The organism is Paenibacillus sp. FSL E2-0201 (genome assembly GCF_037963325.1).
Classification (GTDB): domain Bacteria; phylum Bacillota; class Bacilli; order Paenibacillales; family Paenibacillaceae; genus Paenibacillus_AQ.
In genome coordinates this window covers 2621251-2636614 of the sequence record NZ_CP150154.1, presented here as the reverse complement: position 1 = coordinate 2636614, position 15364 = coordinate 2621251, and the positions used below count along the sequence as shown (strand labels likewise).

Below are 15364 nucleotides of genomic sequence, written 5' to 3'. Positions count from 1 at the left end.
CCCCCCTAGAACATAAAAATTGCTTACCGTATCAAAAAAGTCTATCGCAAAAAAGAGCCCACCGCATTACTTAATTGCACTTTCTACAACTAACATCACCTTCAGTACGCCTGTCTATCGTTAAGTGTACTTTGTGCAACTAAAATCCCCCTATCAAGCTGTATCGGCTGATTTCCAGAGATATAGTTGCACAAAGTACACCTATATCACATTAGTGGGAGTAAAGTAGCTTTTTAGTTGTACATAGTACACTTATCTGCTCCCACCCTCTTTTTCACACTAATGTTTCTATTTCTCTCTCCGCCTTGCGAACACTCATAGTATACTTATTGGCATAAGATATAGATGTTTTATTTTGGATAAGGAGGTTTGTGATGGTAAATAGCTTCAAGAATTTAAAAGCGCAAGAACGAGTGTGGCACTCCTATCAGCAGCTAGTTGAGCAGTGGCCCATTCCACTTGAGGAGATTGATGTTCCAACCACATATGGACTGACGCATTGTATCCTTGCTGGACAAAAGAATAATCCCCCCTTACTACTGTTCCATGGCGTGGGTGATAATTCGGCGGTCATGTGGATATTAAACATCGAGGAACTATCGAAGCATTTTTATTGCATCTCAGTTGATACTTTGGGCGGACCCGGAAAAAGCATCCCTAACGAGCATTTTAACAAACAGAAGTTTGAGCAAATAGAATGGATTAATGAAATAGCGACGCATTTGAGTATAGACGTCTTTCATATCGCGGGAGTGTCCAACGGCGCCTATATTGCTTTTAATTATGCAACTAAGCAACCAGACAAAGTAAAGCGTGTCGTTTGTTTGGAGGGCGGAATGGTCACCGCACCGATCAAAGCCATGATCCAAACCTTAATGATGATGTTCCCGGAGATTCTAATTCCAACAGATCGTAATTTATTAAAAGTTCTAAAGAAGTTAAGCGCACCTAACTCCCCTTTATTTGATAACCATCCAGCATTGGCGGCTCATCTGATCCTTTTAATGCGGACTCATAATCAGCAAGCTATGTTTGTGCATAAGCTTCATCCATACGATAAGAACGCCGCGGTTGCAATCAGAGACAAGCTCTATTTTTTAATCGGTGAGCACGCGTTAAAACAATCGAAGGACTTTATAGGTATTTTAGAAGATGGAAAGTTCCATTACCAAGTCATCCCCCATGCGGGACACGGGATTAATCACGAGCAACCGGATAGAGTAAACACTGAGATCATCAATTTCCTGACAGACGATAAGGATAAATCACTTGCATCCAGATGAAAGCGCTACTATTATGTTTGTAATTACACATACCCATCCTAGATAAGGAGATGATTACCATCAGATACGGAACATTAGCGCATACATTTGGTTGTTTACCCCTCAAATCGTTGACTGCAACGCTTCAGAATTATGATATCGATTTTGTTCAACTGGCTTTATCCAAAGCTATTCAGGATATCGATACCTCCACAGGTAAATTAAGTCCAGGCCTCGCAAACTATATTGGCGAACATTTTGACAGAGCAGGTATACGTATCGGCGTGCTAGGCTGTTACATCAATCCTATTCATCCGGACCCTGTTATACGAAGATCGGAGATTAATCGATTTAAGGAACATCTTCGATATGCCCGCCATTTCGGAGCACCTATGGTGGCTACGGAGACAGGCGCTCTGACTACTTTTCAAGCACAAGATCCGCTCCATTACGAAGCTATCGGCTGGGACATATTAAGAGCCACTGTACAAGAGCTTGCGGAAGAAGCTGAAAAATGGGGGGTGTTTCTGGGATTGGAGGGAGTCTGCACGCATACACTTTCTACACCAGACAAGATGCGCCGCATCCTAGATGAAGTCCCCTCAAGCAATATTGGTGTTGTCTTTGACCCATGCAATTTTATTGGTGACGCAGTAGATATTCAGGATCAAATTGTCGATGACTCCTTTAGGTTGTTCGGGGACCGAATTATTTTAGCGCATTTAAAAGACATCTATTCAAATGGAGGGATAATTTACCACGGAAAGGCTGGTGGAGGTCAGTTTCATACCGAAGCTTTCCTGAACAAACTCCAAGAATTCAAACCGATGATCGACGTATCATTAGAAGATATCAAAGATTTAGAGATTAATGATACCGTTGCTTTACTAAAGAAGCTTGCTTCTATGGAACAATAATGCTAATAATAATTTCACTCATAAGCACCCCTCACCCTACTTTAATATTAAACTAGATAAATGGTACCTTTCTATGCGAGTTGAATACAATAAGAAACATAACGATTGAATCACAGCGTTTAACGATTATAGCCCTAACTTGGAAGGGACTGGATTATCAATGAGACTCACATTCCCTATTCTGACCTTATCTCACGGCGGAGCACAACGCATGCTGGTAGAGCTCACCAATGGACTGACAGCTATGGGGCATCAGGTCACTATCCTCATGCCTGTGGATGGCGTTGTTTCCTATGATATCCGTTCCACCATAATCCGCTCCGCATATATGGATCTTCAGGAACAAGACTATCCCTCAGGTGATGTGATTGTTTCTAATTTTCATACAACAGTTCCTACTTCCCAAGCAGCGAGCAATCAAGGAAAAGGAATTCATGTAAGATTATCATTATGTTATGAACCCCCATTCTTACCGGATAGTTCGCTATCGTTTCCTTCATATCATGTCACAGAGTATCTGATTGTTTTATCGCATTGGCAGCAGGAGTTGATTCGTTTAAATCATGGGATCACAGGAAACATTGTACCCGTTGGTATCAGCTCCTCTTTTAAGAATATGAAAATCCGCCACAGTCTTCAGGAGCCTTTAAATATAACAGCAATATTAAGAAAAACAGAACCAGGCTTCTCTTGGCACCGGGAGCAAGATTATCTTATAGAGCAGCTCGATGATGTAAAAGAACAATACCCCTATGTGAATATTAACTTTATTAGTCCACCAGACGAGTTCAACAGCTCAGAAGCTTTACAAAAGTTAAAAGCCACCGGAAAATATCGATTCTTCACCCCAGCGAATGATGAGGAACTCTGTTACCATTACAACGGTGCAGATATCTTTGTCAGTTCTAGTATTTTTGATACAGGTTCTTTGCCGGGGCTTGAAGCCATGCGGTGTGGCGCAGCACTCGTCTGTGTTTATTCAGGTGGAAATATGGAATACGCAAATCACGAGAAGAACTGTCTGCTCTCCTATCGGTATGAGAATCGGCTTGGTGAAGATGTCATCCGCTTAATCCGAGACCCAAACTTAAGAACTAAATTAGCTGCACAGGGCGAAAGATCCTCACATAAATGGACTTGGGCAAATAGTGTGCGATTATTTGAACAAGCGATTAGAGATTTCTTGTTAAAAAAAAGACTAACTCAAAAGTGGAGTTTACTACTCTCTCTTTCGATAGATGCCCGGCGACACCCCATAACGATCCCGAAATACCCTGTGGAAATAGGTGTAGCTTCCGAACCCGGTCTCCTCTGCGATTCGCTCTAAAGTGTAATTAGTGTTGTCCATTAACCGCAGTGCCATAGCAAGCCGAATTTGCCCTGCATATTGCATAATAGAATAGCCAAATTGAATTTTGAATAAATGCACGGCCCTCGTTACACTAATTCCGGCATGAGCAGCTACGTCCTTTAGCCTGATCTCTGATGTAGCATGCTCCTCCACATAACTCTTCATTTTGAGTCCGTGTAGAAGCGAGGCCGATGATGAAGCAGGCGCCTCTTCAATCGCCCGATCCAGCAGTAAACATAAAGCCTTAAATAACGCTTCAAGTATTTCTGGACTGCCTCCATCAAGTCTTCTATGCTCCAAGTCAAGCTGTTGCCATATACTTTGCAGCTTGCCATCATCTGCAATTCTAACTTTCTTCGGTCTCTCTCGCAGGTTCCACCAGTGATCCACCCATTCTCCTGTGCACATTACAAAATAGTCCACACTATGTCCCAGAGGGCTTTTCTTTTCACCGATTCTCAGATCATATATATCCTGGGGCTTAAATAATAACAGATCACCAGGCACCACGGTTACCATGTCTCCATCGATGAGAACTTCACATTCCCCTTCTGCTTGCAGCCTGATGATATAGGTATCAAGCCCACTGCGATATAATTGCCTAAAAGGCTGAATATGGCGGATAAATCCACAAAGACTTATTTGGACACTATTAGTTTCCATAGCATTACTCCTCTACTCTTAGTAGTCGATGACCAGATTGTTGAGGTTCTTAGCCATATAGTTTCTTCAAAGAACGGTTGATCTCCTTCTATAATAAAGACAGAATTTATATGTACAGGAGGTTACCAACCCTTATGAGTAAAATCGTTCGCGTCATTCAAACAGCAAAAGAAACTACCGACCGTTTAACAGAAAAAGACCCTCTGATCTTCCTGCCGGATACGTCAGGTGTCGAATCAGAGCTCATCAATATCTATGATGATCTGGAGTATCAGGAAATTGAAGGTTTTGGCGGTGCACTGACAGAGGCATCTGCTGTTACCATTGCTAAACTAAGTGAAGCCAAACAGAATGAAATCATCAAAGCTTATTTTGATCCTGAGCATGGCATTGGATATACTTTATGCCGCTCGCATATCCAAAGCTGCGACTTCTCACTGGGCAACTATGCTTATGTAGAAGAAGGCGATGCTGAGCTGCGTTCGTTCGATATTTCCAGAGATCAAGACTCAATTATCCCTCTAATTAAAAATGCTGCAGCAGCTGTCGGTGAAGATTTCCGTTTGTTCTCTTCTCCTTGGAGTCCTCCAGCATTCATGAAGACAAACGGGCAAATGAACGGAGGCGGAGCTCTTAAGCCTGAATACCGTGAGGCTTGGGCCAACATGTTCGTTAAATATATTCAGGCTTATGCTGCTGAAGGCATTGATATTTGGGCCGTTAGTGTTCAGAACGAAGCAAAAGCTGTTCAAATATGGGACTCCTGCCTTTATACCGCCGAAGAAGAAAAGGATTTTGTTCGGGATTACTTAGGACCAGCCTTGGAACAAGCCGGCTTGGCTCATGTAAAGGTTATGATCTGGGATCATAACAAGGAACGCGTCTATGATCGTGCCAAGGTTGCTTTTGAAGATCAAGAAGCTTCCAAGTACATTTGGGGAATTTGCTTCCACTGGTACTCCGGCGATCACTTTGAAGCCCTATCAGCCGTACATGATCGTTTTCCAGATAAAAAGCTGTTCTTCAGCGAGGGCTGCCAAGAAGGTGGCGTTCATCTCGGCTCGTGGAACACCGGTGAACGTTACGGCCATGATATCATTGGCAATCTGAACAACTGGATGTCGAGCTGGACCGACTGGAATATTGTTTTGGACGAGCAAGGCGGACCTAACCATGTAGGTAACTACTGCGATGCTCCAATTATCGGGGATACGAAAAACGATGAAATTACTTTTGAGAGCTCCTTCTATTACATCGGGCATTTCAGTAAATATATTCGTCCAGGTGCTAAACGCATTGGACATTCCAAATATACTGATAAGCTTGAAACCACAGCTTTCCGTAATCCTGATGGTACTATTGCTGTTATCGTTATGAACCGCACGGAACAAGAGCTTCCGTTCACGCTTCGCTTCCATGACAGCTTAGCTGAGAACATAATTCCGGCTCATGCCATTCAGACACTGCTAATTAAGTAAAAAGATAAGGAGGTTCTCTTTATGCGAAGCTCATAGAGAGAACCTCCTAAATTTAATTAAGAGACAACAATTGCTTATAACCTGGCCGTCAGTATTTCGCATAACGCTCCATACAACGAATGTTCAAGATCCATTGAGCTAAGAGCGCTTAATGCTGCCGTCGGTGTTGATGATTCTTTGATTACGCGGTAAATATGTTCTTTCATTTGAAAAAGAATTTGCGCGCGATTCAGTAGGTTGAACACCTCTTCATCAACTGAATTCACAGCTATCCTAGCATCTGCGAACATTACCTCCAGTGATTGGTCGACCGCTAGATCCGAGATCATGACCGTTAGTGTATGCGTAGCTTCGTCGTATCCCATTTCTGCTGTGATTTCTGTGCCGCAAGCGAGTACTTGGACCTTGGTATCCGCAAAGCCGACAAAGGAAAGCTTCCATGACCGTCGTTCAGGCACAGCCTCTGTGTTTCCCTTAACAGGGAGTATCTTGAAGCTGGCTTTTTCGCCTATCTCCATAATCATTTCCGTGTCGCACCATTGCTCATCCCGATCCTCTGCAGTATCGCCCTCATCCTCCCAGAGATGAAAATGACCACTGCCTCCAGCAAACACACGTACCTCCATAGATCTCGGATTATCCACTAATGAGGTATATTCCGTCAGATCCGCCAGAGGAACGATAGCACCCGCTTTTGCTAATACAGGAATATTCTCCAGATTACGATAGAGTGAAAGTTTTCTTCCACCGTCATACACTCTTCCGTTAAAGAAATCTATCCAGATTCCTTTTGGTAGCCAAGCCTTAAATTCGGCAACGCCTACCTTGGAGTTGACCGGCTGAGTAATCGGACACACAATGATTTCAGTACCAAAGTAATATTCATTTGGCACTTCATAGGCTTCATTCCGCTGCGCATGATGATAATACATGGGCCGGACTAGCGGAAGACTATCGCGGCTGGCATAACGATTCATTGTGTACAAATAGGGTAGTAAACTGTGCCGCAAGCGCAGGTAATCCTTCATTACGTCCGCGGCAATCTTATTGAACCGCCATGGCTCTTTACTGTTGAAGGCACTTGCGGAGCTATGTAACCGCAGAATAGGCGAAAACACACCGAATTGCACCCAGCGTATCGCCAATTCATCGTCTAAGTAGCCATTCATGTGGCCCCCGATATCATGGCTCCACCAACCATAACCGACGTTTGCGGCGTTAGCTGTGAAGTAAGGCTGGAAATCCAGAGATTCCCAAGTGACAATGGTATCGCCAGAGAATCCTACAGGATAACGATGGCTGCCAAGACCTGCATAACGGGAGAAAGTAAGCTTCCTGTTCCCTCGCCGACCGCTGTCTAGATAGTGATAATGGTTCAGCATCCAGAGCGGATCTAGTCCCGGTACTTTAGTCACTCCCCCCTGCTGCCAATCAATCCACCAGAAATCCACACCTTCATCCTCAAGCGGATGATGCAGAAACTTAAAGTATGCCCGTAAAAAATTCGGATCCGTGATATCAAATTCCACAGCATCACCTTTTTCCGGGTCCATGCCCATCTCCGCAGCAATGGCCAGATAAGGATCTTCAAATGCCCTTACTCCATCTGCTGGATGCACATTGAGCGTCACTCGAAGCCCTTTTCCATGCAGCCATGCTAAAAATCGTTGTGGGTCAGGAAACAGTTCGCGATTCCATGTATACCCCGTCCATCCACTACCATACTGCGGATCGATATCAACGAGATGCCAATCCATATCTATAACAGCGACAGAAAACGGAGTACGCTCGCGTACAAACCGCTCCATTAGTGATTTGTATTCTTCTTCTGAATACCGATAATACCGACTCCACCAGTTCCCCAGTGCATAACGTGGTAAGAGTGGTGTACGGCCACAAAGGTGATAGAAATCCTTTAAGCATTTCAGGTAATCATGACCATATCCGAAAAAATAAAGATCGAGGCCGTTCTGCTCCCGTAGCTCAACTCGTCCATCTTCTTCCAGTAAAAGCGAGCTCGTGTCATCAACTAATGTATATCCAAAACGCGAGAGTAGTCCATGTTCTAGCGGAATAGTACCATCAGCATTATCCAGTGTACGTGCCGTCCCTCTCAAGTCCTGTACTGTATCACCGTAATTCCAGACACTCATCAGGTGACCTGCTTCATTTCTCACTCGAACACTGAGCCCATGCCGGGAGAACGGCTTCTTATCATAAGTTAAATGCAGACGATCTGTAATCAACTCAAGCTTGTTTCCCGGATCAATTACGCGGAACGATGGAACCGGAAAATTGCGATTCACAACGGTCTGCGACGCCCGATCTTCGAAATCCCCCTCCTCGCTGTACTCCATCCGAATGAGCTCCGGAGTTAATACAGTGAAACGATAGCGCTCCCCCTGAATGATCACGTCAGCTCTACCGCATGGTTCAGCTTGCAGCTTTAATGAGATCGCCAAAGGATTTGGCTCTTTCATCGTATGTTCCATCGGGTGACCCTCTCTTCTTTCTATTCTACATTCACATAACGACTGTAAGCATCGGTACGAATTTTAACCAGCTTATCCAGTCCCATTCCTCGCAACTGTCTTACGTAATCAGCCCAGCCCTCGTCAATTTTACCTGTAATTATAAACTGAGCACGCATTGTATTGACGTAACTATCGATGTCCGTTGTCAAAGTTGGCAGGAGCTGAAACTCTTCAGCGGTATACATTACATCAGGGAAAGGCGGCGTTGTATAATCACTACCCAGCTTATCGAGCTGCAGTTTCAGTCCATCTCCGGTTTTTGGGTTTAGAAAGATGGATTTTTCAAACACTGGACTGACATATTTCGGCCCGAAATCCCGGAGTGATTGATCCCAATACCAGGCATCAGCACTGGTACCCATCGGTGGGTCCATCAATGTATAAGAACCGTTAATATTTTTCTTAATAACGGTGTCTATCGCTCCCCAGAAATTTTGAATACTTGCTTCATTGGTATAGAACTGGTCAGCCCAGCGGGCAGCAATCTCTGGGTATTTGCAAGAAGTGGAAATTAGCAGCTCGTTACGCTCCAGATTCATTCCATACGGATTTCCTATGGTGTAGCGCTTACCATCCGGACCTGCAATCGGGGGAATCGTGACATATTGATCACTCCATTTGCCAAACACGGCATCCGGTGTCCACTGATACGAGAACCCTACGATAGGAGCATCCGGATTAAGAAACTTGGCTGATCTCATCGTTTCATCTTGCGTGAATAACTCTTTATCAAGCAAACCTTCGATAAATAATTTATGCTCCCATTTGAGCCCTTCTTTGTACGCCTCTGAAACAGGGTAATATACCGCATTTCCATCCTGGACGACCATAAAGTTATTGTTCAGATCCGTGATTCCGAAGGGACTGATGAGATCATTACTTACTTCGATAACTGGTATCTCATCCAGCCTTCCATTCCCATTAGGGTCGCGTTCTTTAAATGCTTTTAGCACGTTGTATAGATCATCTATCGTATCGGGAACCTTTAATCCCAATTTATCCAGCCAGGTTTTGTTAATCACGGGTTGGCGCGAGCTTTTAGGACGTAAAGGTAATCTTGCAGGCAAAGAGTAGATTTTCCCGTCAGGAAAAGTACTGATTTTTTTCAATTCAGGCTCTTCCTGCATGGCTGCTTTGAGGTTAGGCATATACCTTTCGATATAGTCATCAAGCGGCCTGAATAAGCTTAAATTATTGACGATATCCGAATCTCCGAAGGTCTCACTCCCTAAAATGATATCTGGAAGTGTACCGCTTGCCAGCATAATGGACTTACGCTCACTCCAATCATTAGCAGACATCACCTGCCATTCGATTTTGACATTCGTATTTTTTTCCAAATCCTTCAGCCATTGATTCTGGATAAAGTTATCTCCCATGCTTCCCCACCGAACCGTTAGAACCTTCAGCATCATGGGCTTATCCACGATTGGCAAACCTTCTTTATGAAATTGACCCGGATCAGATTCAACAGAGTTTACCCCTTTATCCCCTTTACAGGCTGTAAGGCCAGCAAGCAACGTTGTCACTAGAAGAATGACGGTGATTGTTCTATTGATACTGTTTTTGGGTTGCTTTTTCATTACGGTCTTGCTCCCTCACAAATGTTAGTAGAAAAGTAGAAGAACTTATTCCTTCACTGCGCCGATCATTACCCCTTGGTTAAAGTATTTTTGCACAAATGGGTATACACACATAATTGGAACAGTTGCTACGATAATCACCGAATACCGCATCATATTGGCGAGCCGTAACGCGATTTGTGCGGCTTCACCGGTCCCCATACCAGACTGCATCTGATTGGTAATCAGAATATTTCGCAGGATCAGCTGCAGCGGATACATATTAGGATTTTTCAAATAAATCAAGGCATTAAAATATGAATTCCAATAACCTACAGCGATCCATAAACCTAACACTGCAATAATAGCCTTCGACAACGGTAGAACTATCTGTGCAAAATAACGGAGATTGCCACAACCATCAATCTGTGCTGCTTCCCATAAATCTCCCGGAATACTAGACTGGAAAAAAGTTCGTGCCACTATGATATTAAAGACTCCAACTGCAAAAGGCAGTACCATAACCAAGAAAGTATCATAGAGATGGAAATCACGAACCGTTAAAAAAGTAGGAATCAACCCACCGTTAAAGAACATGGTAAAGATGAAAAACAGCGAAATATATTTCCGCCCCACAAGGTCCTTTCTCGACAACGCATAGGCAGCTGAGATATTAACTACTAGACCGATTGCAGTCCCAACCACCGTGTACAGGATGGTATTCCAATACCCGATCCAAATATTTTCATGACGCAGCAGCTCTTTATAACCATCGAAGGTGAAGCCTTTAGGAAATAACCAAACCTGCCCGCCTGCCACTGCGGAAGGATCACTGAACGAAGCAATAACGATAAAATACAACGGATAGATCAGGATGATTAGAAAAATTGCCGAGATTACATACATCACAATTTCCATTATAGTATCCGAAGAGCGATTCTTCTTTATTTTTCCTACATTTCCTTTAGTCGTTGTCTCTAATACGCCCATTTCAATTCTCCTCCCTTCTACCACAAGCTATTTTCGCTTAATTTTTTAGAAATCTGATTGACCATGATTAATAAAATAAAATTAATGACCGTGTTGAACAGGTTGATCGCTGACGAAAAGCTATACTGGCTGCTGAGCAGACCAATTTTGTAGACATAAGTAGAGAGAATTTCACTTGAGGTGATGTTCAAGTCATTTTGCATTAGATACACTTTTTCAAATCCAACCCCAAGCAGTCCCCCGACCCGCAGGATAAGCAAAGTTATCGCTGTTGGCATCAGCATCGGAATATCGATATAACGAACTTTATGCATTCGACTAGCGCCATCCACGGTTGCAGCCTCGTACAAGCTAGGATCAACAGCAGAGAGCGCAGCGATAAAGATAATACTGTCCCAGCCGACATGCTGCCACACATCCGACCAGACGTACACACTGCTGAATAATCCCGCAGAGCCCATTAGATCAGGAGCTTCTTTTCCAAAAAGACTATACATATTGCCCAGCAGTCCGGTGCTAGGTGAGAACAGAATCATCATTAAGCCCACCATAACTACCGTAGAGATAAAGTGAGGCATATAGGATACTGTCTGGAAAAACCGTCTAAAACGGTTAGGTCTCATCTGGTTAACCATCAGCGCAAGTATAATAGGAATCGGAAACGTAATCAGACTGTACACACTGATGATTAGCGTATTTTTGATCGTGGCAGAAAATTGATAGGAATTAAAGAACTTCTCGAAGTATTTGAATCCGGCCCACGGGCTGCCGCCTATACCCAAGGCTGGGCTATAATCCTTGAAGGCAATTAGTACCCCGTACATGGGTTTATACGCGAATAATAACGTCAGAACTATAGCTGGAAAAAGCAACAGATAAAGACCCCAGTTTTGTTTGATTTGTCCGAGTTTCCGACTCAAATGAATTGGATCAGATTTCATAACATCCACTCCTTATTAAAAATAGAGAATGCTACCCCACAAATTTATGTAGGGCAGCACCTTTTTCGAAAGACGAATAGGTTATTTCACACTCATATAACGACTGTAAGCATCTGTGCGAATCTTGACTAATTTTTCAAGCCCCATTTTATTAAGCTGTTTGACATAATCATCCCAGCCTTCGTCAATTCCGCCTTTGCTAATAAATTGAGCGCGCATTGTATTCACATAACCGTCGATATCCGTGGTCAAGGTTGGCAGCTCCTCGAACTCGTCGGAGGTGTACATAACGTTAGGGAAAGGCTCTGTAACATATTCACTACCCAGCTTATCCAGCTGCAGCTTCAGTCCATCACCACTATCAGGATTAAGAACGATTTTCTGTTCAAAGGACGGGCTCACATATTTCGGTCCGAAATCACGTAGAGACTGATCCCAATACCAGGCATCTGCGCTGGTTCCAGCTGGTGGATCCATCAATGTATAGGTGCTGTCATCATTCTTCTTAATTACAGTTCCAATCGCGCCCCAAAAGTTCTGAATGCTCGCTTCGTTCGTGTAGAACTGATCTGCCCAACGTGCAGCAACCTCTGGATACTTACTAGAAGTAGTAATCAGCAATTCATTACGATTAAGACTCATCCCAATTGGATTACCGATTGTATAACGCTTACCATCCGGTCCGGCAATCGGTGGAATTGTCACATATTGATCGCTCCATTTACCAAACACAGCATCCGGGGTCCACTGATACGTAAAGCCTACGATTGGAGCATCCGGATTTTGGAACTTCGCCGATCTCATCGTATCATCCTGAGTGAATACCTCTTTATCTAACAATCCTTCCGTATACAATTTATTTTCCCATTTAAGACCTTCTTTGAACTCCTCCGAAACAGGGAAATAGATCGCTTTTCCGTCCTTGATGATCATATTGTTGTTATTCAAGTCGGCAATTCCGAAGGGACTGATCAAGTCATTACCGATTTCAATAAATGGAATCTCATCTTGTTTTCCATTTCCGTTCGGATCTTGTTCTTTGAAAGCTTTTAGCACGTTATAGAGCTCGTCAATCGTCTCAGGCACCTTCAAGCCCAATTTGTCCAACCAGGTCTTGTTAATTACAGGCTGACGTGAGCTTTTTGGACGCGATGGAAGTCTTGTTGGCAGTGAGTAGATTTTTCCGTCAGGAAATGTGCTGATTTTTTTCAACTCTGGCGTTTCTTCCATTGCTGCTTTAAGATTTGGCATATTCTTCTCAATATAATCATCTAAAGGACGGAAAAAACTTAGATTATTAACGATATCGGAATCACCGAAGGTTTGATTTCCTAGAATAATATCCGGGAGTGTACCGCTAGCCAGCAGAATGGACTTCTGTTCGGCCCAGTCATTAGAGGACATCACTTGCCATTCGATTTTGACATTTGTATTTTTTTCTAGATCCTTCAACCATTGGTTCTGCGTAAACGTGTCTCCCATGCTTCCCCAACGTACGGTCAGCACCTTTAGTGTTACAGGCTCATTAACAATTGGCAGTCCTTCTTTGTTGTAACTGCTCGTCTCACTAGTCGCAGCATTATTCCCGTCTTTTCCGCCGCAGCCAGCAATACCAAATACCATAGCCGCTGCCAGCAGACCCACCGTCCATTTCTTTGCCGTCTTTTTCTTACTGTGTTGACTCATCCTCTTAATCCCCCATTTCAATTAATCAAAGTTCATCTGAATAGCTTAATCATAACGTCTTATTTTTTCGTATTCCGGACCCTTTAAGACGGTTATCCAGACCTTTGAATCCGCTTACAAAAAACACAAGATCAAAACTCTTCGCTTAAAGAGATTTCATAACAGTATTCCGACTTCTGTATGTGCTTTCCGGACTTTGAGGTAAATTACCGGCCAGTTCTTATGTTTTTTTCATGCAGAAGTTTTATAATGATTCTATGACCAAAAAAACAGCGGAACATAAAACCTACCCCATTCGTCATTATATTAAAGTCATGATGTTGGTTTCGTTCACAGTCCTTATTCTGGATTTAGCGATCAGCATCGCTTCCATTTCCATTGTTAAGCAGCAGTCCACTCGAAATTTGCAGGATACCGCGGCACTCTACATCAATCGTATTAATCATGATTTTGCCTACATTAATCACTATATGGGCTGGACGCTTGGAAACGATGAGAGCTTGCTTGCGATGAATACTTACGGGGTCAACAGCATCGAGTTCTTAAAGGCAAATGATAATCTGCATAAGCGCTTTACCGAGCTGCAAAAAAACTACGGACATGAGTACAACTTCTTCTATTATTTGAAAAATGAAAACTATTTTTTAAACTGTGCGCCGATCAGCGTAACCTATACGGATTACAGGATGCTCAAAACGAAGATTATTTCTTATATTAATGATAAGGAGATGTATGAGAAGTTTTACTCCAAATGGACGCCTATCCTTGTAAACAACCACTATTATGTAATAAATATCGTTCCCTATTACAATCGGTATTTAATTGGGTTGATCTCCGCTGATAATCTGATCCGCCCTCTACGCCAAATTAATCTGGGAGCCAATGGATACGTTTCTCTAGTGGATGAGAATGAACAGCCTTTATCAAGTCCTATATCGAACAGTGGTAAGCTGGTAACGGAAGATGGGGGATTCTCTAATCTTTTGCAATCGCGTACAACAATCAACAGCGCCTTCTCGGACACTAATTTCAGCACCAAAATGGTCATTAAATATGGCATCTTTGAAAAAATCATGATTGCTCAGCTGCTTATAATGCTGCTCTTCTTCATTGTGACTTCCACTTTATGCATCGTTCTGCTGTTTTTCAAAAAAAGAGTACTGGGCCCGATTCAAAGCTTCTCTGAGAACCTTGCTTTCATTAATGAGGCAGGGCAGCCCGCAGATTTTAAGAGCAGTGAGATTATAGAGCTGGAACAGGCAAACACACAGTTTAAAGACTTAGTTGAACAAATTAAGACCTTCAAAATCGCTATGTATGAGCAGGAGCTGGAGAAGCAGCGGATACAACTGGATTATATGAAGCTACAGATCAAGCCCCACTTTTTCTTAAATTGCCTGACTAGCATCTATAGCATGGCCCAAATTGAAATGTATAAAGAAATTGAGAATATGACGTTGTCTACGTCCAAATACTTTCGTTATATTTTTCAAAACGGCGAAAATTTTGTCCGGCTGGAGGATGAAATCGAGCATGTCCGAACCTATCTAGAGATTCAAAAGCAACGTTATCAGGATGCATTTATTTACAATATCGAGCAAGAGGATCAGGCAAGCTGTGTGGAAATTCCGCCATTAGTGCTGCAAACCTTCATCGAAAATTCTATTAAATATGCGATTTCACGAGAACATGAAGTAGAAATTAAGCTTACAGTCCGACGATTACGGATTGAAGAGGAAGACATGCTTGTTATTCAGCTCACCGACACCGGTCCCGGTTTTCCACCGCAAGTGTTAGAGAAGCTTAATCTTGGAGAGCCCCTGGATCAAAGCAAAGGTACGCAGATCGGCATTATGAATACGCTTAAAAGACTTGAATACCTTTATTTAAAAAGAGCAACCATCACCTTTTCCAATTTGGAGAGCGGCGGCGCTAGTGTAATTTTATTTCTTCCGGAGCTTCCTAAAAAAATCTAAAGGA

At 43.0% G+C, this 15364-nt stretch carries 11 protein-coding genes; 5 read left to right on the top strand and 6 right to left on the bottom strand.

The features are described from left to right. The first annotated feature begins 374 nt into the window (after window positions 1-374). The 3 genes from NSU15_RS11445 to NSU15_RS11435 all read left to right on the top strand — a co-directional run bounded on the left by NSU15_RS11445 (window position 375) and on the right by NSU15_RS11435 (window position 3506). A complete protein-coding gene (locus NSU15_RS11445; protein WP_339290445.1) occupies window positions 375-1283 on the top strand; it encodes an alpha/beta hydrolase in 909 nt (302 codons plus the stop codon). A gap of 110 nt (window positions 1284-1393) precedes the next feature. Continuing rightward, the gene (locus NSU15_RS11440) at window positions 1394-2179 is read left to right on the top strand and encodes a sugar phosphate isomerase/epimerase family protein (RefSeq protein WP_339290444.1); all 786 of its coding nucleotides are present in this window, start codon (window positions 1394-1396) and stop codon (window positions 2177-2179) included. Between the two features lie 160 nt (window positions 2180-2339). Next, the gene (locus NSU15_RS11435; RefSeq protein ID WP_339290443.1) at window positions 2340-3506 is read left to right on the top strand and encodes a glycosyltransferase family 4 protein; all 1167 of its coding nucleotides are present in this window, start codon (window positions 2340-2342) and stop codon (window positions 3504-3506) included. Here NSU15_RS11435 and NSU15_RS11430 read toward each other — a convergent pair. After that, entirely contained in the window at window positions 3399-4193 is a 795-nt protein-coding gene (locus NSU15_RS11430) for a helix-turn-helix domain-containing protein (RefSeq protein ID WP_042126556.1), read from the bottom strand. The two genes, NSU15_RS11435 and NSU15_RS11430, sit on opposite strands and share 108 nt — an antisense overlap. Window positions 4194-4327: 134 nt before the next feature. On the opposite strand from NSU15_RS11430, the gene NSU15_RS11425 reads away from it, so the two are divergent. After that, entirely contained in the window at window positions 4328-5671 is a 1344-nt protein-coding gene (locus NSU15_RS11425) for a glycoside hydrolase family 30 protein (RefSeq protein ID WP_339290441.1), read from the top strand. A gap of 74 nt (window positions 5672-5745) precedes the next feature. On the opposite strand, the gene NSU15_RS11420 is transcribed toward NSU15_RS11425, so the two are convergent. From NSU15_RS11420 to NSU15_RS11400, 5 genes are all read right to left on the bottom strand, one after another. Beyond that, entirely contained in the window at window positions 5746-8163 is a 2418-nt protein-coding gene (locus tag NSU15_RS11420) for a TIM-barrel domain-containing protein (RefSeq protein WP_339290439.1), read from the bottom strand. A 20-nt stretch (window positions 8164-8183) separates the two neighbouring features. Further along, window positions 8184-9788: an extracellular solute-binding protein gene (locus tag NSU15_RS11415; RefSeq protein ID WP_339290438.1), complete on the bottom strand. Its 1605-nt coding sequence runs from the start codon at window positions 9786-9788 to the stop codon at window positions 8184-8186. Window positions 9789-9833: 45 nt separating this feature from the next. Continuing rightward, complete coding sequence (locus NSU15_RS11410; protein WP_339290436.1) at window positions 9834-10757, bottom strand: carbohydrate ABC transporter permease; 924 nt, start codon at window positions 10755-10757, stop codon at window positions 9834-9836. 17 nt (window positions 10758-10774) lie between these two features. Continuing rightward, on the bottom strand, window positions 10775-11698 hold the full coding sequence (locus NSU15_RS11405; protein WP_076117048.1) for an ABC transporter permease subunit: 924 nt from the start codon (window positions 11696-11698) through the stop codon (window positions 10775-10777). A gap of 81 nt (window positions 11699-11779) precedes the next feature. Next, the gene (locus tag NSU15_RS11400; protein ID WP_339290435.1) at window positions 11780-13384 is read right to left on the bottom strand and encodes an extracellular solute-binding protein; all 1605 of its coding nucleotides are present in this window, start codon (window positions 13382-13384) and stop codon (window positions 11780-11782) included. A gap of 233 nt (window positions 13385-13617) precedes the next feature. On the opposite strand from NSU15_RS11400, the gene NSU15_RS11395 reads away from it, so the two are divergent. After that, window positions 13618-15360 (top strand): histidine kinase, encoded by a 1743-nt coding sequence (locus NSU15_RS11395; RefSeq protein ID WP_339290434.1) that lies wholly within the window; start codon window positions 13618-13620, stop codon window positions 15358-15360. The last annotated feature ends 4 nt before the right edge of the window (window positions 15361-15364 follow it).

Excerpts from the sequence above, each read along its gene's own strand:
- NSU15_RS11420 (WP_339290439.1), bottom strand. The coding sequence starts at position 8,163 with ATGGAACATACGATGAAAGAGCCAAATCCTTTGGCGATCTCATTAAAG.
- NSU15_RS11400 (WP_339290435.1), bottom strand. The coding sequence starts at position 13,384 with ATGAGTCAACACAGTAAGAAAAAGACGGCAAAGAAATGGACGGTGGGT.
- NSU15_RS11395 (WP_339290434.1), top strand. The coding sequence starts at position 13,618 with ATGCAGAAGTTTTATAATGATTCTATGACCAAAAAAACAGCGGAACAT.
- NSU15_RS11430 (WP_042126556.1), bottom strand. The coding sequence starts at position 4,193 with ATGGAAACTAATAGTGTCCAAATAAGTCTTTGTGGATTTATCCGCCAT.
- NSU15_RS11425 (WP_339290441.1), top strand. The coding sequence starts at position 4,328 with ATGAGTAAAATCGTTCGCGTCATTCAAACAGCAAAAGAAACTACCGAC.
- NSU15_RS11415 (WP_339290438.1), bottom strand. The coding sequence starts at position 9,788 with ATGAAAAAGCAACCCAAAAACAGTATCAATAGAACAATCACCGTCATT.
- NSU15_RS11445 (WP_339290445.1), top strand. The coding sequence starts at position 375 with ATGGTAAATAGCTTCAAGAATTTAAAAGCGCAAGAACGAGTGTGGCAC.
- NSU15_RS11410 (WP_339290436.1), bottom strand. The coding sequence starts at position 10,757 with ATGGGCGTATTAGAGACAACGACTAAAGGAAATGTAGGAAAAATAAAG.
- NSU15_RS11405 (WP_076117048.1), bottom strand. The coding sequence starts at position 11,698 with ATGAAATCTGATCCAATTCATTTGAGTCGGAAACTCGGACAAATCAAA.
- NSU15_RS11435 (WP_339290443.1), top strand. The coding sequence starts at position 2,340 with ATGAGACTCACATTCCCTATTCTGACCTTATCTCACGGCGGAGCACAA.